The 18,032-nt window shown below is 62.6% G+C and carries 18 protein-coding genes; 12 read left to right on the top strand and 6 right to left on the bottom strand.

What is annotated here, in order from left to right; translation table 11 throughout:
* Positions 1–141 precede the first annotated feature (141 nt).
* Positions 142–1,602, bottom strand: coding sequence for an MFS transporter (locus tag OKA04_RS00800; protein ID WP_264499210.1), 1,461 nt, complete (start codon positions 1,600–1,602; stop codon positions 142–144).
* 192 nt (positions 1,603–1,794) lie between these two features.
* On the opposite strand from OKA04_RS00800, the gene OKA04_RS00795 reads away from it, so the two are divergent.
* Genes OKA04_RS00795 through OKA04_RS00780 form a run of 4 tightly spaced genes read left to right on the top strand, consistent with a single transcriptional unit; the run spans position 1,795 to position 5,089 of the window.
* Positions 1,795–2,838: a Gfo/Idh/MocA family protein gene (locus tag OKA04_RS00795; protein ID WP_264499209.1), complete on the top strand. Its 1,044-nt coding sequence runs from the start codon at positions 1,795–1,797 to the stop codon at positions 2,836–2,838.
* Positions 2,839–2,881: 43 nt separating this feature from the next.
* Positions 2,882–3,451 carry a Uma2 family endonuclease gene (locus OKA04_RS00790; protein ID WP_264499208.1) on the top strand — a complete coding sequence of 190 codons (570 nt, stop codon included), beginning with the start codon at positions 2,882–2,884 and terminating at the stop codon, positions 3,449–3,451.
* 3 nt (positions 3,452–3,454) lie between these two features.
* Entirely contained in the window at positions 3,455–4,333 is an 879-nt protein-coding gene (locus OKA04_RS00785; RefSeq protein ID WP_264499207.1) for a sugar phosphate isomerase/epimerase family protein, read from the top strand.
* A gap of 9 nt (positions 4,334–4,342) precedes the next feature.
* Positions 4,343–5,089 (top strand): YqjF family protein, encoded by a 747-nt coding sequence (locus tag OKA04_RS00780; protein WP_264499206.1) that lies wholly within the window; start codon positions 4,343–4,345, stop codon positions 5,087–5,089.
* A gap of 11 nt (positions 5,090–5,100) precedes the next feature.
* Here OKA04_RS00780 and OKA04_RS00775 read toward each other — a convergent pair whose 3' ends face one another.
* The 3 genes from OKA04_RS00775 to OKA04_RS00765 form a co-directional block, all read right to left on the bottom strand.
* Entirely contained in the window at positions 5,101–5,595 is a 495-nt protein-coding gene (locus tag OKA04_RS00775) for a P-loop nucleotide/nucleoside kinase family protein (RefSeq protein WP_264499205.1), read from the bottom strand.
* A complete protein-coding gene (locus tag OKA04_RS00770) occupies positions 5,592–6,005 on the bottom strand; it encodes a DUF4870 domain-containing protein (protein ID WP_264499204.1) in 414 nt (137 codons plus the stop codon). The genes OKA04_RS00775 and OKA04_RS00770 overlap by 4 nt, the downstream gene beginning before the upstream one ends.
* Positions 6,006–6,085: 80 nt before the next feature.
* Complete coding sequence (locus tag OKA04_RS00765) at positions 6,086–6,946, bottom strand: sugar phosphate isomerase/epimerase family protein (RefSeq protein WP_264499203.1); 861 nt, start codon at positions 6,944–6,946, stop codon at positions 6,086–6,088.
* Between the two features lie 117 nt (positions 6,947–7,063).
* Here OKA04_RS00765 and OKA04_RS00760 point away from each other — a divergent pair, with 117 nt between their 5' ends.
* Both OKA04_RS00760 and OKA04_RS00755 read left to right on the top strand, forming a co-directional pair.
* Positions 7,064–7,786: a YwaF family protein gene (locus OKA04_RS00760; RefSeq protein ID WP_264499202.1), complete on the top strand. Its 723-nt coding sequence runs from the start codon at positions 7,064–7,066 to the stop codon at positions 7,784–7,786.
* A gap of 132 nt (positions 7,787–7,918) precedes the next feature.
* The gene (locus OKA04_RS00755) at positions 7,919–9,142 is read left to right on the top strand and encodes a 4-hydroxy-3-methylbut-2-enyl diphosphate reductase (RefSeq protein ID WP_264499201.1); all 1,224 of its coding nucleotides are present in this window, start codon (positions 7,919–7,921) and stop codon (positions 9,140–9,142) included.
* 203 nt (positions 9,143–9,345) lie between these two features.
* Here OKA04_RS00755 and OKA04_RS00750 read toward each other — a convergent pair whose 3' ends face one another.
* Entirely contained in the window at positions 9,346–10,713 is a 1,368-nt protein-coding gene (locus OKA04_RS00750) for a glycosyltransferase family 4 protein (protein WP_264499200.1), read from the bottom strand.
* Between the two features lie 502 nt (positions 10,714–11,215).
* Here OKA04_RS00750 and OKA04_RS00745 point away from each other — a divergent pair.
* The 6 genes from OKA04_RS00745 (at position 11,216) to xseA (ending at position 17,605) form a co-directional block, all read left to right on the top strand.
* Positions 11,216–12,001, top strand: coding sequence for a CheR family methyltransferase (locus OKA04_RS00745; protein ID WP_264499199.1), 786 nt, complete (start codon positions 11,216–11,218; stop codon positions 11,999–12,001).
* Complete coding sequence (locus OKA04_RS00740; protein WP_264499198.1) at positions 11,998–14,238, top strand: hybrid sensor histidine kinase/response regulator; 2,241 nt, start codon at positions 11,998–12,000, stop codon at positions 14,236–14,238. Before OKA04_RS00745 ends, OKA04_RS00740 begins: the two co-directional genes overlap by 4 nt.
* Before the next feature lie 97 nt (positions 14,239–14,335).
* Positions 14,336–14,785: a hypothetical protein gene (locus tag OKA04_RS00735; RefSeq protein WP_264499197.1), complete on the top strand. Its 450-nt coding sequence runs from the start codon at positions 14,336–14,338 to the stop codon at positions 14,783–14,785.
* Between the two features lie 347 nt (positions 14,786–15,132).
* A complete protein-coding gene (locus tag OKA04_RS00730; protein ID WP_264499196.1) occupies positions 15,133–15,723 on the top strand; it encodes an outer membrane protein in 591 nt (196 codons plus the stop codon).
* A 109-nt stretch (positions 15,724–15,832) separates the two neighbouring features.
* A complete protein-coding gene (locus OKA04_RS00725; protein ID WP_264499195.1) occupies positions 15,833–16,228 on the top strand; it encodes a DUF2721 domain-containing protein in 396 nt (131 codons plus the stop codon).
* Between the two features lie 9 nt (positions 16,229–16,237).
* A complete protein-coding gene (xseA, locus tag OKA04_RS00720) occupies positions 16,238–17,605 on the top strand; it encodes an exodeoxyribonuclease VII large subunit (RefSeq protein ID WP_264499194.1) in 1,368 nt (455 codons plus the stop codon).
* Position 17,606: 1 nt separating this feature from the next.
* Here xseA and OKA04_RS00715 read toward each other — a convergent pair whose 3' ends face one another.
* Positions 17,607–18,020 (bottom strand): hypothetical protein, encoded by a 414-nt coding sequence (locus OKA04_RS00715; protein ID WP_264499193.1) that lies wholly within the window; start codon positions 18,018–18,020, stop codon positions 17,607–17,609.
* Between the last annotated feature and the right edge of the window lie 12 nt (positions 18,021–18,032).

The raw sequence follows: 18,032 nt of genomic DNA, 5'->3' as shown, positions 1-18,032 counted from the left end.
CACAAGTATCTGCGAAGCCGGGAGCGCTGGCTTCAGCCGGCTTGGACGGAAGGCGAAGTAACCAAACAAGCCCGCTTCCCAACTATCCGCAGGACCGACGCCTCGTCCGTTCCCAGACGAGGCGGATCTCTCAATACATCGTCAATCCTCCGGCAGCGGCTGGTCCTTCGTCTCAGGAAGGAACGGCAGGACGATGATTCCGAGCAGGAAGATCAGACACATCCATGAAGCCGCGTCGCGGAAGGCATCGATCTTCGCCGCGGTCCGCAGCGATGCCAGGAAAGCCTCGGTGGCTTCCGGTGGAGCAGCGGCAACGGCGGCCTCCTGGGCCTTCTTGCCGAATGTCGCGGCCAGAGCTCCCAGCGTAAACGGACCGAGCGCAGCGAGGTAGCGACCGACATTGTAGCAGAAGGAAACACCGGTGGCCCGCAGGCGCGTCGGGAAGAGCTCGGGCAGATAAATCGAGAAGCCCGCGAAGACCGAGAGGTGGAAAAAGCCCATCAGCGGAGCCATCCACAGGATGTCCCAGCGTCCATTGATCTTGCCGATCATCTGGAACACAAAGACCGTGATCAGCAGCGATCCGGCGAAGAAGATCCCGAATGCCTTCTTGCGGCCCATGTTCACGGCTACCCGGGTGAAGACCAGCATGCCGATGAAGGCTCCGACATTGAAGGCGAGCAGGTTCAGGGACATCCAGAGCTGCTTGCCCTTGTTGATCTCCTCAGCGGACGCATTCGCCTCCGTGAAATTGTGGGTGATGATGTCGCCGACCAGGTCGGACGAGAAGACCCCGATGCCCCACAGGCCGATGACGCCCGCGCAGGAGAGGATCATGCCGAGCACCGCGTGCTTCAGCCAGCGCTTGTCACCGAAGAGATCGCGGTAAGAGCCTGCGCGCTTGCCTTCTGCCAATGCCTTGTCGCGGGAAATGCGCCATGATTCCGGCTCCTTCATGCGAAGCTGGATGGTGGCGACGAGGAATGCGGGCAACGCACCGATCACGAACAACCATTTCCAATAGTTCGTATTCTCCCCGATGGCCGTCATGGCGATCGCCAGGCCAATGAAACCTGCAGCGCAGTTGCCGACAGCCGAGAACGATTGCAATACCCCGAGAGCACGCGGCCGGATGTGACCGGGAACCGTGTCTGCCACCAGTGCCACCGCGAGGCCGAAGACACCACCCACACCGAGGCCAGTGATAAAACGATAGACCGCGAAATCCGTGAAACTCTGCGAAAGCGCGGAGAGCCCCGTGGCAATCGAGTAAAGCAGTACCGTGACCGAAAGCATCTTCGCACGGCCGAAGCGGTCGCCGAGAGAGCCGAAGATCATGCCGCCCGTGGCCCATCCCAAAACGAAGATCGAAGTGGAAAGCGCACCCGCGGCAATGGAGACATCACCGAAGAGCTTGATCTCCTGATTCGCCCCCATCAGCGACTTCATCGCGGGGCTTCGCGCCAGGTTAAAGAGTTGCTGATCGAGGCAGTCGAACAACCACGCGAGCGTCGCCACGACGAAGACGAGACGCTGGTATTTGTTCAATTGGGACCACCAACCGTTGGCGGACGGAGCAGGGTTGTCAGACAAGTTTGCCATACGGAACCGTTCTTGAGTTTTGTGGACTCCAGAGTGCCGGGGACGATCCGGCAAGCCTGAAAGCGACGCGGGGGAAGCCTTTTCTCGACAAGTTTGTCATCGGGCGCTTTTCTGATCGCAGCAAGCTTCCGTGGCATCTTGTCATACAGCTCTAACCCGCAGCAAACCCTTCGAATCTTTCAATCCAATCCCATGAAATTCGGAATCATCGGTGCCGGCATGATCGGCCATTTCCACGCCAAGGCGATCACCGCGATGACCGGTGGCGAGCTTCACTCGGTCTTCGACCTGCGCGCCGAGGCGGCGGAGAAACTGGCTTCCGAATACGGGGCGAAGGCCTACTCGGACATGGCCGCTTTCCTGGCGGACCCCGAGCTTGAGATCGTCACGGTGGGCACGCCGTCCGGTGCTCATCTCGATCCCTCGCTGGCCGCGCTGAATGCCGGCAAGCACGTGATCTGCGAGAAGCCGCTGGAGGTGACCGTCGAGCGCATCGACCAGCTCATGGCCGCCGCTAAGGCGAATGGCAAGACGCTCGCAGCCGTGCTGAACCGTCGCTTCCACCCCGGCATGGAGGCCTTCAAGAAGGCTGCCGACGAAGGCCGCTTCGGCAAGCTGACCTCGGCCTCCGCCTACGTGAAGTGGTATCGCGACCAGGCCTACTACGATTCGGCAGGCTGGCGCGGCACCTGGGCTCTGGACGGCGGTGGTGCACTGATGAACCAATCCATCCACACCATCGACGCCCTCATCTACCTCGCCGGTCCGGTGAAGGCGGTGCAGGCGAGCATGGCATGCCTCGCGCACGAGCGCATCGAGGTGGAAGACATCGCCGTGGCCATCATCGAGTTCGAAAGCGGTGCCCGCGGCGTGATCGAGGGATCCACCTGCACATGGTCGAAGGACGGTCACCCGGCCCGCGTACAACTCTGCGGCACGGAGGGCTCCGTCTTCCTCGCCGACGAGGCCTTCGAAATCTGGGACTTCATGAATGAGAAGCCGGAGGACAACGAAATCCGCTCCACGCTGATGAAAGGCCAATCCGCCGGTCTCGGGGCGAATGACCCGAAGGCGATCAATTTCTACCAGCACCAGCGCAACTTCGAGGAAGTGGTCAGCGCGATCCAGGAAGGCCGCGAAACCACCGTCTCCGCCGCGGAGGCCCGCAAGCCCGTGGCCGTGATCCGCGCGATCTACGAGAGCGCGCAGAACGGCGGCAAGCGCGTGGAGCTTTAAGCCCGAAGTTGCCGCGCGCCGCTTCGCCCGCTAGCATGTCGTCATGACCGCGCTCAGAAAACCCTTGCTTGTCAGCGTCGCCGACTACCTCGCCGCCGAGGAGGACGGCGATGCCAAGCATGAGTATCTGGGCGGTGTGGTGCATGCGATGGCGGGCGGCACAGCCCGACACAATGCCATTTCTTCGAACATTCTGGGAGCCTTGGTCGCCCGTCTCAGGGGTAAGCCATGCCAGCCTTTCAACAGCGACATGAAGCTACGGGTGGAACTTGCGGACCAGACCCGCTTCTACTACCCGGATGCGATGGTCGTGTGCGAAGGCAAGCCCGACCATTCTCTCTACCAAGATCAGCCATCGGTGATCGTGGAAGTTCTCAGCGACTCCACGCGACGGATCGATCTCACGGAGAAGCGCGACGCCTACCTCACCATTGCTTCGGTCAGGCATCTCATCTTCGTCGAGCCCGACGAAGCGCGCGTGATCGTGTATCGCCGCCGCGAGACCGGCGATTTCGAGACCGGCGAGCACGTCGGCCTCGATGCGGTGATCGAACTCCCGGAAATCGAAGCCCAGCTCCCGCTCGCCGAGCTCTACGAGCGTCTCACTTTCTAACACATGTCCACCTCTTTCAAACTCACCGGATTTGCCGACGAGGCAGCGCGCGATCTCGAAACCCAGATCAAGGCCACCAAGGAACTCGGATGGTCCGCCATTTCCGCCCGCGGGGTGAATGGCTCGAACATTCATGAGCTGCCGCAGGACGACTTCGACCGCGTGGCCGACCGACTCGATGAAGCGAGCATCCACATCCCGGAATTCGGCTCGCTGATCGGGAACTGGGGCAAGAAGATCACCACGGACTTCGCCGTCACGCTCGCGGAGATCGAGCGCGCCATCCCGCGGATGAAGCGTCTCGGCACACAGATGATCCGCGTGATGTCCTACGCGCAGGAGCCATGGGGAGAGGACCAGCAGGAGCAGGAACGATTCAACCGGTTGCGGGAGATCGTGAAGCGCTTCGATGATGCCGGTCTCACCGCGATCCATGAGAACTGCATGAACTGGGGTGGCTTCTCCGCGGAGCACACGCTGCGTCTGATCGAGGAAATCCCGGGCCTGAAGCTCGTCTTCGACACGGGCAATCCACTCTTCCAGCGGGACCGCTCGAAGGGCGAGCCGTCACCATGGCAGGACCCTTGGGAATTCTGGACGAAGGTGCGCGACCACGTCGTCCACATCCACATCAAGGACTGCATCAGCCCTGCCGTCGATGGCGTGGAGCCCGTCTACACCATGCCCGGCGAGGGCGATGCGAAGATCCCGGAGATCCTCGCCGATGCGAAGTCGCGTGGCTACGATGGCTGGATCGCGATCGAGCCTCACGTCGCCACTGTCTTCCACGTGAAGGACCAATCCCAAGTGGATTGGCAGCAATGCTACGACAGCTACGTGGACTACGGAAAGAGAATGGAAAAGGTCATCGCGGCACTCTAAGGTGGCCGAATGAATCCCGTGGAGCTCGCGCAACGCCTCGCCGCACGCGAGCGTCCCACGGGTCGGCCGGTGATGAAACAGCGCTGGTCACGGCTGCTGTTTCTCCACTGGCGGGTCGATCCCGAACTCTTGCGACCGCTCCTTCCGCCGGGATTGCACCTCGACCTGCACGAGGGCGAGGCATGGCTCGGGGTGGTCCCCTTTCTCATGGAGCGGGTGCGCCCGGTGATGCTGCCCGCGGTGCCGGGGCTCTCCTGGTTTCTGGAGCTGAACGTGCGGATCTATTGCCACGATGACTCGGGCCAGCCGGGCGTGTGGTTCCTCTCGCTCGATTGCAACCAGCCGGTGGCCGTGGAGCTGGCGCGGAGGCTTTTCCTTCTGCCCTACCAACACGCGCGGATGCGTTGCGGCGGCGATCTGAAGGCAACGCGCTACCACTGCTTGCGAAGCGGCGAGACCGAGGAGGCCATCTATGAGTATGGGCCGGATGGCGAAGCACAGGAGGCGGAGCCGGGGTCGCTTGAGTTCTTTCTGTTAGAGCGATACGTGCTATTCTCCAGCGGGAGGAATGGGCAGCTCTTCAGTGGAAAGGTGCATCACCCGCCCTACCGCTGGGCACAGGCGAAATGCGACCGCTGGTCCACGCTGCCGATGAAATGGGACGGCCTGCCCGAGCCTCACGGAAAGCCCGAGTCGGCCCTGTGGTCGGAGCGTGTGGACGTGGACATCTTCCCCCTGCGGAGACTGATGCGTTAATCGCAGCCTCGTTACGTCTCCACGAAAACATGCTCCCACACTGGACTCTCCTCGCGGCAGGAGGCGGCGTAGGTTTGCCAGTCACGGAGCTTCGGCAGGTCGCGTTCTTCCCCGCGGGCAATCATCCGCTGCCGACGCACCTCGATCTCGCACCAGACGAAATGCAGCACGGGCTTTACGCCGAGCCTCCTTTCCAAGCGATCCGGCCAATCTGCCTCACCGCCTTCTCGGGTGAATGGCCCGGCGAGCACCACCGGCACCTGCGGCAAGTTCGCCACCGCGAGATCAAACATAGCCTCATACACCGCATCGCGATAGGCGCGCTTGTAGCTGGGCGAATCCCGGTCATCCGAATTCAGCCCCGCAAGCGTGAGACCGGCACGGACGAGCCGCTCGGTGGCGGTGTCACTGTCGATCAGGCAGGCACCCAGCTCCGCAGCAAGACGGCGGGCATGGGAAGACTTCCCCGCGCCCGCCGGACCTGTGACCACGTGGCAGGCCTTCACGAAATGAAGCGCACCGTCAGCGGATAGCGATACGGCTTGCCCTCGTTCGCCTTCACCGCGGCGATGATGCAGAGGACGGTCCAGATGATGTAGAAAAGGCCGAGCGCAAAGAACATCAAGATGCCGATGAAAACGAACGTGAGGATGAAGGAAGCGATACCCCAGAGGATGCCCCACAGCAGCCAGGAGATATTGAAATTGAGCGCTTCCTTTGCCTCCGCCGCGGCATAGGGCCTGGAGTCCTTGTTGATGAGCCATACCACCAGTGGCCCCACGACCATGCCGACCCCGGTGAAGTAGGCAGTGAGTGCGGACAAGTGCGCGGCCAGTGCCCAGGTGCGATCCTCACTGGAAAGTGCGGACGGCTGCGAAGCGGCTGACGCGGACGGCGGCGAGTAAGGATCATTCATGGCAGTGGATCGTCTAACACGGAAATCCGGGCGGGAAAAGGAATTGCCATTCCAATTCCCCGCCCGTTTTCAAAGAGGCATCAGGCCTTCCGCAGCTTTGAGTAGGCGCGGAGATAACCCACGCATTGCGCGATCTCCGGCACGTTCGTCTTCCAGTTGTGTTCGTACTCGATGGTCACGTTTCCGGCGAAGCCGTGCTTGCGCACCTCATCGAGGATCGCGGCATTGTCGATGACGCCGGTGCCGAAGGGGCGGTCGTGCGTCCACTTGCCCACGGCCTCGCGATCCTTCATGTGGAAGGAATGGACACGCGGTGCCACCTTCTTGATCACCTCCAGCGGATCGAGGCCCGAGGTCGCCCAGTGACCCACGTCGGCGCAGTAGCCGATGTTCTCGTGGCGGTCCTTGATCGCGTCCCAGATCTTGTTCGGGTCCCACAGGTGGGTCGGCTTCGGATGGTTGTGGAAGCAGACCTTGATGTCGTATTCCTTCGCCAGCTTCTCCAGCGTGTCGAGGGCGTCCAGCGACTCGGTGGTCACGCCGTAGAGGCCCATCTTCTTGGCAAATTCGAAGGTCTTCCGCGCCTCGGCCTCATCCTTGGAGATGCCGGTGACGCCGAAGTTCACCGGGGTGATGCCATTCTTCTTCGCATGCTCCAGCAGCTTGGCGATCTGGTCATCGGAGAGATCGGGACCCAGTTTCGCATCGCCGAGGTCGCCGCCGATCTTCTGGCCGGGGAAAACTTCCACCGCGCCCGCACCGGCAGCGGCAGACTTCTCGATGGCCTCCCACAGGGTGAATTCCTTCAGCGACCAGCACTGCACGGAGATCGTGAATCCGGCCTCCGTCAGCGCTTCAGGAGCGATCGGCTTGCCGTGCGAGCGGAGCGCAAGCAGGGCGGACGCGGCGGGGACCATGGCAAAGAGAGAGCGGCGTTTCATGACGGATGCAAATTACGCGCCCCGAACGGACGGAGGCGAGGGATTCTTTCGCATCATGACCCGACTTGATCCCCTTCCCGCTTGCCGGGGCCTTGCGAAGGCGTTTCCTTCTGCCCCATGCCGCCAGTCTTTCATCCCTTCACCGCCATGCACGGCTGGGCGATGGTCATCGGCTTCACCGGCATCGCCATGCTGGTCATCTGGGGAAAGAAGGCCGGGAAAAACGAACGCATCCCCCGCTCCATTCTCGCGTTCCTTTGCTTGGCGGCATTCGGATACACGCAGGCAGCGTGGATGAGCGATGTGCGGACTCCGGATCTCGATAGCACGCTGCCGCTGCACCTGTGCGATCTGGCGGCCTTTGTCGCCGGCTTCGCCCTGCTGACCGGGAAGCGCCTGCTGTGCGTGCTGACCTATTTCTGGGGGCTGGCTGCCACCATCCAGGCACTGCTGACCCCGGCGATCACCGTGGGCTTCCCCCACCCGGCTTTCGTCGCCTTCTTCGTGCACCATTTCGCCATCGTCGGCGCGGCGCTCTACCTGCCCATCGTCCGCGGCTGGCGCTCCGGGCGTCCGTGGTGGCGCGGGCCGCTGACGGCGTTGCTTTGGGCGAATGTCTATCTGATCCTCTCCATGGCCGTGAATGCCTGGCTCGGCACGAATTTCGGCTTCACCGCCCGCAAGCCGGTCAATCCCAGCCTGCTCGACCACATGGGCGACTGGCCCTACTATCTCATCGGCATGCAGGCCTTGGCCGTCGTCCTGTTTTCCCTGCTGGCCTTGCCCGTGCTGGGGAAAAAGAACGCTGAATCCCCCGCCATCGGGCCGGAAAAAGCCTGATTTCCGGTCTTTTACAACATTTTCTCCCGCTGCCAACCCCGCGATCTCATCCATTCCAGATCTCCCGCCGGTGTCCCATTCCTGCCGGGAAATGATTTGTTCCCAGCCGTCCCGGCGCTATATCGCCCTCGCATGAGCGAAGCCGCACAGAAGCGCCCCCGAGTGAACGTCCGCCGCCCGGACGTGATGACCCAGGTCAATGCCGAGGTGGAGCGCCACTACCGCTCGTCCATCGTGGAGCGCATCCGCACGAGCGGCGGCGAGATCACGCTGGGCAATACCACCGTGCGGCTGGCCCAGCAATTCGGCTTTTGCTACGGCGTGGAGCGGGCGATCGACCTCGCCTACGCCGCGCGCCGGGTCTTCCCGGAGAACCGCATCTTCCTGATCGGCGAGATCATCCACAATCCCGAGGTGAACCGCCAGCTCGTGGACATGGGCATCGTCTCCCTGCCTTGGAAGCAGCTCACCGATGACTACGACCAGCTCACCACGGAGGACGTGGTGATCGTCCCGGCCTTCGGCGCGCCGACGAATTTCATGGGCAAGATCGAGGAGCGCGGCTGCTACGTGGTGGATACCACCTGCGGCGACGTGATGAAGGTCTGGCGCCGGGTCCGCGGCTACGCGAAGGACGGCATCACCTCCATCATCCACGGCAAGGCCGGTCACGAGGAAACCCAGGCCACTGCCTCCCGCGCCATGGGCGAGGATGGAAAGGGTCACTATCTCATCGTCCTGACGCTCGATGAGACCGACGCGGTCTGCCAATACATCCGCGAAGGTGGCGACAAGGATGCTTTCCTCAAGCGTTTCGCGCATGCGGTCTCGGAGGATTTCGACCCCGATCTGCACCTGCAGAAAGTCGGCGTGGCCAACCAGACCACGATGCTGAAAAGCGAGACGGAAGAAATCCAACGCCGGGTCCGCGCTGCCGTGGAGGCGCGCGACGGATCGGCGGAGAATTTCATCTTCTTCGACACCATTTGCGGAGCGACCCAGGAGCGGCAGGACGCGCTTTTCGAGATGCTGCGCCGGAAGATGGACATGCTCTTCGTCGTCGGTGGCTACAACAGCTCGAACACGACGCACCTCGTGGAAATCGGCGAGCAATCCCTGCCGACCTTCTTCATCCGGAATGCCCAGTGCCTCCAGTCTCTGGAGCAGATCGTCCACTTCGACCTGCATGAAAAGGCCGAGGTCACGAGCGGCTACCCCGGTGCCCTCCTCGGCGAGCAGCCCGTGGTCATCGGCATCACCGCCGGCGCGAGTTGCCCGAACAACCTGATCGAAGACACCATTTTCCGGATCTTCGAAATGCGCGGCGTCCCGCGGGATCAGGTGAAGGCGGTGTGAAGTCTACAGCCGGGCGGCCATCCCCGTATGGTCCGAGCCGGGAGTCGTCAGCCCGCTGGGAGCGCGTGCCACCGGCTCGCTTGGATGGGCCGGTGAAGTGACTGAATAAGACCGCTTCCCGGGGGATTTCGGCAGACGGCTTCCACACTGGGTGCGCCTTCTGTCCAAGCGAGCCGGTGGCACGCGCTCCCAGCGAGCCGCTTTCAGCGGTCACGCGTCATGACGTCATCCTTAGCGCTCTCTGGAATTTTCAGTTCCGGCGTCTTCTTCACCGCTGGCACCTCTGGCTTCTTTGCGACGGCTTTGTCAGGAGAATCAATCTCCGTCACCGGAGCATTCTTTGCGACAGGTTCAGCAGTCTCTGAGACCTCCGTCTTCTTCCCTTCTACGACCGCACTCACAGGAAGGATCTCCCGATAGACCGCCTCAGTCTGCTCGGCGATCGTATCCCAACTGAAGCCATACGCTGCCTTTACCCGGCCACGGCTGCCCATCCAGCGTGCGTGCTCAAAGTTCGAGAATGCCGCTTTCACCCCGTCGGCGATGCCCCAGGCAGTCGCGTCCACGATGTAGCCGTCCTCGCCATGCGAGACGAAGTCGCGCGGTCCGCCATTACGCGTCACCACCACCGGCTTTGACGCAGCCCATGCCTCCAGCACCACGATGCCGAAGGGCTCATTGCGGCTTGGCACGCAGACCACGTCCGCGCTCTTGAAGAGATTCATCACGTCCCCGTCCGGGCTCATCGCACCGGGGAAGCGCACGGCAAAATCCACTCCCAGCTCCTTCGCCCGATGCTTCAGGTGGCCCAGCATGTCGCCGCCGCCCACGAAGACTGCCTTTGCATTCGGCTTGTAGTGAAGGATGGAAGGCATCGCTTCCAGCAAGAGATCCGGGCCCTTCTGGGTACTGATCCGCCCCACGAACAAGATCATCGGGTCCATCGGCGCGACGCCGTAGCTGGCCCGGCAGATCGCCGGGTCGATGGGATCGTCGAAGCGCGTGCAGTCGATACCATTGTAAACCACGCGCAGCTTCCAATCCGGCACCTCATACTGCCACTTCACCTCGTCCGCCAAGTAACCCGACACGGCGATCACCCGGTCCGCCACATACGTGCCCTCCCGCTCGATTGCCCGGATGCGATCGCACACGCCGGTGTGCAGGTTGTTGCCCGTGCGGCCGAATTGGGTGGAGTGGATGGTGAAGACCGCCTTTCGCCCGTGGTCGTTCTTCGCCTGCGCGACGGCCTTCGAGCACAGCCAGTCGTGGCCGTGGACGATGTCGAAGGGCTTGCCCGACTCTACCTCGTGGGCGGCCAGGAAATACATGAGCGCGTTGCCCATGTTATTCGTCTCGGTGATGAAGTCGGGGTGCAGCTCGATGGGACAGCGGTGGTAGTGCACGCCATCGATGAGCGCGGAAGTCGTCTGCCCCTGCCCCAGCCGGGTGAAGACGTGGACCTCATGCCCCCGGCGCTCCAGCGCTGCGGCCAGCTCCGTCACGTGGACGGCCCCTCCCCCCACCGGTATCGAGTGGAGGCTCTCCCAAGACAGCATGGCGATTTTCATGGCAGACGGCATGTCGCAGTGATGCTGCGCATTGCATCCTGTATGCCGAAGCTGCGCCAAAGTCCACTTGGAGGCATGTGCAGACACACATTTTCTGAGCCGGATTCATGGGAAGACATTGTGGATTGCCCGGTTGTGCCGAAAACGCCTCATCCGGAAGCCTATCATTTCCCCTTCCTCTAACGGGTCGGCGAATACATCCGGCCCGACCGAAACGCTGGACCTCGGATCATCTGCCCCACAGTATTTGTGAACCATGGAAATTGCAGCGACAGGCATCCCCCCCGTTTCCCAGTTGCCTGCCCCGCGAAAGTGCAGCCCCGATACCGACGAGAGCGCCGGTGCGTCCCGCCATGCCCCCTTTCATCAGGACCGGGAGAGCCGCTATCTCCATGTCTCATTCCGCGGCGCATTGCCGTGCTTCGGCGGACTGGCCTCAAAGCAACGCCACACCACATCTCGCGCCGCGGTTCCCCCTCCTCCCGTGCGGGCTGCCGTGCCGATGATCGAAGACACCGGCACGCTCTTCCTTCGCGGCATTCTCGCGGCGGCGGGGCTGAATCCCTCACACTATCGCGGCACGCCATTGCTCCGGCGGCTCCCTTCCTGCCTGCGCGCCCTGCGGGTGGACAGCCTTCATGAAGCGCGGCGGCTTTTGAGCGCGAGGCCGGAGCTGACCTCGAAGGCGCTTGAGGCCCTCCTGATCGGCACCACGGAGCTGTTCCGGGATCCCGCGGTTTTCATCCATCTGGAGCAGGAGGTCATGCCGCTGTTGCTGCGCCGCCCTGCCCGTCCCCGCATCTGGAGCGCGGGCTGCTCGGAGGGTGCCGAGCTCTACTCCGTCGGCCTGCTGCTGGCAAAGCTGGGTGCCCTCGACGAGTGCGTCCTGTTGGGAAGCGACTGCCGACCCGGTGCACTTGCCCGGGCAAGGCAAGGCGTCTATCTCCCCGGTGATCGCAGTCTGCCTGTGAACGGCGGCCAATGGCAAAGACTCTCCGACGGCCGCATCGCCATGTCGCACGAGCTTCGCAAGGCCATGCGCTGGGAGCAGTCCGACCTGCTCGCCTCCGGCCCCACCGGCACGTGGGATCTCATCCTCTGCCGGAATCTCGCCATCTACCTCGAGCCCGCCTCGGCCGACGCCCTCTGGTCGCGATTGTCGGATGCCCTCGCACCCGGCGGATTCCTCGTCGTCGGCAGGGCGGAGAAGCCGAACCTGCCCGGCCTGCATCGCGTCGCCCCTTCGATTTATCACAAATGCTCCAGCAGTCATCGAACGAGCCCATGACTTCGTCCCCCCAATACGACACGAAGCCTCCCTTCTGGACCGCGGCACTCGTCAGCACGTTCATCGTGGCGGTCTTCGCGTGGCTGCGGCTCGATGTCTTCGGTCATCGTGTCTTCCCGATCTCGGTGGTGCTCCCGCTGCTGGTCTGCCTGTGGGGCCGCTGGAAATCCATCCTCCATCTCTCGGCGCTGGTCCTCTCGGCTGTCTCGTCGATGAAGATCCTCGTGATGCTTCCCGCGAAGTCATTCCCGCACGCCACGGACAAGTGGTTCTGGCTTTGCTCAGAGCTGGTGAATATCTGGGTTGTCACCTTCGCCATCCACTGGTTCCTCGGGGTGCGCGAGCGTCTCGCGAACAAACGTCACAGGCTGGCCTTGCTCAATGACGACCTTGAGAAGAGCAATCAGGAGCTGGCGGCACGTGAGGAAGAAATCGCGCGGCAGAACGAAGAACTCCAGAGCCAGACCGAGGAGCTGGAACAGCAGTCGGAAGAACTGCGCCAGCAAGCGGAAGAGCTGGAGCAACAAGGCTCCGACCTGCAAGAGCTGAATCGCGAGCTGATGCGACGCGAGAAGGGCCTGGAGACCCTCCTTCACTCGGGCCGCTGGATGCGCGGCGACATGAGCGAGTCCTACGTGATGAGCGGCGTCTGCCAAGCCGCGCTGCAGATCATCAACGACGTCACCACTGCCGAGGTGATCGGCGCGACAAGCGAGGCCTACGACGTGTGGGGCGACTGCGGCTTCGGCCTGCAAGGACGCATGGACGATGGTATCCGCTATGACCACACCTTTGCCCGCATGGTGGCGGAGACCGAGCGCACCGCCGGCCTGAATGACATCCGCCAACGCGAGGACCTGCGCCTGCCATCGCTGCGAGCCGGCCGCCCCTTGGTCTCGGTCATCGCGTCGCCCATCTGGTACGAGGGCAAGGTGGTGGCCGCACTCTGCATCTACGGCGTGGAGCCCCGCGAATGGACCGAGCATGACTTCAGCATCTGCGAATGGCTCGCCTCACAAGGGGCGCTCGCGTTGCAATCGATCCGCATCCAGAAAGAACTGGAGACGCGCCGTCGCGATGCGGAAGAGGCGACGATCCAGAAGAGCCAGTTCCTTGCTGCCGTGTCGCACGATGTCCGCACTCCCGCGAATGCGATCTCGCTGCTAGCGGAACTCATCGAACGGGCCTCGTCCGACTCGGCGCAATCGCATCGGGTGCCGGAACTCGCCCGAAGCATGTGGGCGAACGCGCGCTCGCTCGTCGATCTGGTGAGCGACGTTCTCGACCTCACGCGTCTCGATTCCGGCCCGGCTGATCTCCACCTCTCGGAATTCGCACTGCATGAGATCATCGATGCCGAGGTCTTCCAGGCAGAGACCGCCGCGAATGGCAAGGGGCTGACGATTGCCAAGGTGATGCCTGCGGAACCGGTGCGACTGAAGACGGACCGGACGAAGATGAAGCGGGTGATCGCTAACCTGATGAGCAACGCCGTGAAATTCACGGAGAAGGGCAGCGTCCGCGTCGAATGCATCGTGAGCGATGACGTGAGGATCTCAATCGCGGATACCGGTGTGGGTATTCCGGGAGATGCGGTGAACAAGGTCTTCGACGAGTTCTTCCAGCTTCGCAATCCGGAGCGGAATCGCGAAAAGGGCGCGGGACTCGGTCTCGCGATCTGCCGCCGTCTGGTATCGACGCTCGGCTGCACCTTGTCCGTGGACAGCACGGTGGGCGCAGGCTCCACTTTCACCCTGATCATTCCCGCGGGACTGATGGCTCCGCCTGAAGCCGTCGTTCAAGACGAGGGGCCCGTCATGCCTAGCGGCGAGAATCCGATGCGAGGCCTGAAAGTCCTGCTGGTGGAGGACAACGAGGTCGCGAAGGCCGCCGTGGGAGAGCTGCTCACAAATGAGGGCGCGACCGTCACCGCCGCAGCCGATGGAAACTCCGCGCTCGCCCATCTGGCCGGTGGCAGCTTCGACGTGCTGCTTCTCGATCTCAATCTGCCGGACATCGACGGCAGCGAAGTGCTGAAGCACATCCAGAAATCCGGACAGGTCATTCCACGCAAGATCGTCATCACGGGCGATGCCAGGCTGGAGCGCGTGCAGCAGGTCCGCGACCTGGGAGCCGACGAAGTCCTCGCGAAGCCGGTGAGCCTGGCGAAGATTCGCTCGGCGATCCTCGCCCACGGTGGAGCGGTGGATGAGAACGGAGTGCGCGCCACAAAGTAAGCGCCGGAGCTCGCCCATCCCGCGGTGAAGGACGGAAGAAATTTTTTCCCGCCGTTTGTTGCGAACGCGCCATGCGGTGCTAGGGAGGGAAATTCTCATGAAAGTGATTTCGCCCTCCTCCACCGTCGAACTCCCGAGGCCAAGCATCCAGCGAGCGGATGATCTCATGGAACTCGGCATGCACCGGGAAGCACTGGACATGCTCGACGCGCTCCCCGACGAACTGAGATGGGCCGCCGCAGCCCGGCGTGTCCGCGCGCGTGCTGCTGCCAGCCTCGGCAAATGGCAAGTCGCGCTGGAGGAAGCGAAAATCCTTCGCAATGGCAACGAGTCCGATCGCGCGGAGGCTGCCCGTGCCTTCCAGGCGGTGGCAGCGGAAGCCTGCAAGCGCGGGCGCGATGACGATGCACGACGTCTCGTCCTGATGGCCGTCCAATGCCGCCAGGAACAGATGGATGAGATCTTGAACGACCAGCGCTTCCCCGAGAAGTTTCTGGCGAAGTTGGCACCCAAGCATTGGGAGAAGAAGCCGGATCGCTGGAGCTGATTCAAGGCTCCTGCCGTATCGACCACAGCCTGTTTCTCTCGCGTTCCTTTGGATCACACCGATGGTCTAACTGATCGATATTTCTGTTAGATGGCTCTTCGACCCACGTCGTTCACATTGCAATCGGAGCGTTGCAATTTGGATCGGTTAAGCAATCTCCATTCTGCCTGCGGCCTGCCTGTTAGACCCTGGTTTCCCGGGCGGAGCGCTTGCAGAAGCTTGGTTTACAGTGGAATGAACCATTACCGCCCGCACCTCATCGGCCCTGCCGATGCACGGCACGGCGATTGCGATAGTCGGCAAACCTCGCTCCCAAGGTGAGGCGCATCAATCAACCGAAACCATCCATGAAATACACTACCCTGCTCGCATCGGCACTCGCGCTCTCCATCACCGCCGCCCACGCGGGTGATGCCGTCGCCACCAGTCCGCAGACCTATTCCTCGCCGATGACCAATCCCGATCACATCGGATGGTATCTCGGTGCCGGTGTGGACTACCTGACCGATGCGGAGGAAGCCTTCTACAACGGCCACGTCGGCTATGACTTTGGCAATGGCTCGTCCCTCTTCCTTGAGTCCGGTTGGATCGGTCAGGACGAGAGCCCTTCTTTCTTCTTCCCGTTCTCGACCGACGTGGACGTGGTGCCGGTCACGCTGAACTACAAGTATGAGTACAAGTTCACCGAGAAGTTCGGCTTCTATGTCGGCGCTGGTGCAGGTGCTTCCTACGTTGACGTAAATGCCGGCCCGCTGAGCGACGACGACTGGGTGCTGACGCTCCAGGGCTTCGCCGGTGTGGTTTACAACGTGTCCGAGACCTTCGAGGTCTATGCCGGCGCACGCTACATGTGGCTGGATGACGTCAGCCTCTTCGGCGCGAATGTCGATGACCTCGACGACGTCGGCGTCGGTGCCGGCATCCGCTTCAACTTCTGAAGCAGTCCGCCAGAATTGCACGAAGCCATCTCCATTCCGGAGATGGCTTCTTTGTTTCCGAAAGGCGACCGCGATTGCCACGGGACGCCTGGGGCTATAGACCCGTGGCGTGACCTTGGAAGTCTCCACGCCCGCCCTGCTGTTCCCCGCGATCAGCCTGCTCTTCCTGTCCTTCACGAATCGCTTCCTCCACCTCGCGGCCCTCATCCGCCAGCTTCACAAGGACTGGCTGGAGAGAGGTGAGGATCTGCTCCACGCACAGATCAGCAACCTGCGACGGAGGCTGACGCTCATCCGGCTGATGCAGCTCTTCGGCGCCTTCAGTCTGCTCCTCTGCGTCATCTCCATGGTCGCCGTGGTGGCGGAGTGGCAGGAGCTTGGCATGACGTCGTTCGTCATCGCGCTGGTCCTCATGGGATGCTCGCTCACATGCCTTTGCTACGAGGTCTGGATCTCGGGCGGCGCGCTGCGGATCCTGCTCAATGCCGTGCAGGAGAAACGCTGATCAACCGCCATGATGGACGACCTCTTCGCCCCGAAGCCTTCGCCTGCCCCGAAGGCGCTCTCCGTCACGCAGCTCGTGCGACGGATGAAGAACCTGCTGGAAGTCGAACTCGGCGAAGTCTGGGTGGAAGGCGAGGTGTCGAACCTGAAGAAGCAGGCCAGCGGCCACTGGTATTTCTCGCTGAAGGACGATGGCGCGCAGATCCAGTGCGCGATGTTTGGCGCGAGGAAGCGCCCGGGCTCCGAGGTGATGGCGGATGGAGTGAAGGTCCGCGCCTTCGCCGAGCCCAGTGTCTATGAGGCCCGCGGCCAGCTCCAGATCATCGTCCAACGTGTCGAGCGTGCCGGGGTCGGCGAGCTACAGGCGCGCTTCGAGGCACTGAAGCGCAAGCTCCAGGGAGAGGGGCTTTTCGATGCGGAGCGGAAGCAGCGCATCCCCGCTTTTCCGAAAGTCGTCGGCATCATCACCTCGGACACTGGGGCGGCGATCCGCGATATCCTGAATATCCTCGAACGTCGCGCCCCATGGGTGCAGCCGGTGCTCTACCCCGTGCGAGTCCAGGGAAAGGGTGCCGAGCTGGAGATCGCCCGCGCCATCGGGCGGATGTCGCAGCCCGAGAAGTACGACATTCCTCGTAGCGACGTCCTGATCGTCGGCCGCGGCGGCGGCTCCATCGAGGACCTGTGGAATTTCAATGAGGAGGTCGTAGCCCGCGCCATCGCCGCCTCCACCATCCCGGTGATCTCCGCGGTGGGACACGAGATCGACTTTACCATCGCCGACTTCGTTGCGGACCTCCGCGCCCCGACCCCGAGCGCCGCAGCCGAGCTCGCGGTGCCGGATGGCGAGGAACTGCGGGCGAGGCTGGGCATCCTGAAACGTCGGCTCACCCGCCGCGTGCATGACCGCACCGAGCGTCTCGCGATGATGCTGGAGAACCTGCGCCGCGGCGTGCTTTCACGTGGCGGCGAGCGCTTGTTGCGCGAGCCCGTGATGCGGCTGGATTCCGTGCGAGGCAGGCTTTCTTCCGCCATGGAAAGCGAGTTCCGCGATCGCCAGCAGAGGATCAAGGAACTCGGCCGCACCCTTGCTGCGCACCACCCCGCTCGGCAACTCCAGCTCCGGCGGGATCACCTCGTGCGTCTGCGCGGGCAATTCGAACGCGCGGCGAACCGCAGCCTAGACGAATCCTCCCAGCGCCTGCACCGGCTGCGTTCGCTGCTGCGGACGCTCGGACCTGAGTCGGCCTTCGAGCGCGGTTTTTCCATCGCGCTGGACTCGACCGGTCGGATCATCCGCTCCACCGCGGACGTTGCCCCGGGAGACGAAATTCAGACGAAGATGAAGGACGGCGTGATCCGCAGCACGGTGAAGTAAATCAAGAGACTCCCTGCGCGACACCGGAGGAAACTTCATCGACAGCCCAATAAGTTTGTTTGTGCCCCCTCTCCTCAAACTCGACTTGGAGCCTCTCGGCTTGGGATTTCGTTAGATTGGCTTCGACAAGGAACGAATTGCCGTGGTCGTCCTGACGCCACACTGACCATGTTGGAGTTTCAACTTCCTTCACCACGGCCCACCATCCGAGATCGTCGCGGCCCCATTTCACGCCGAAACGCGCGGCGATTGTGCGGAGCAGTTCGATCTCTGTAGATTCGGTTCCAGCGTCTAACAAACTCCCGGAAACCTGCCCGCCCTGAGCGTCGCTAACGGCGATTGGGAGGATTCCGACAGGGCAGCCGGGACCTCCCGGCTCGCCGAGGCGATGAAACGGTCCATGGTTTTCACTCATAGCTCTTGCCTA

The sequence above is a fragment of the Luteolibacter flavescens genome, from assembly GCF_025950085.1.
GTDB classification, from domain to species: domain Bacteria; phylum Verrucomicrobiota; class Verrucomicrobiia; order Verrucomicrobiales; family Akkermansiaceae; genus Haloferula; species Haloferula flavescens.
The sequence above is the reverse complement of the archived record's forward strand: the minus strand, read 5'-3'. Positions and strand labels throughout refer to the sequence as shown.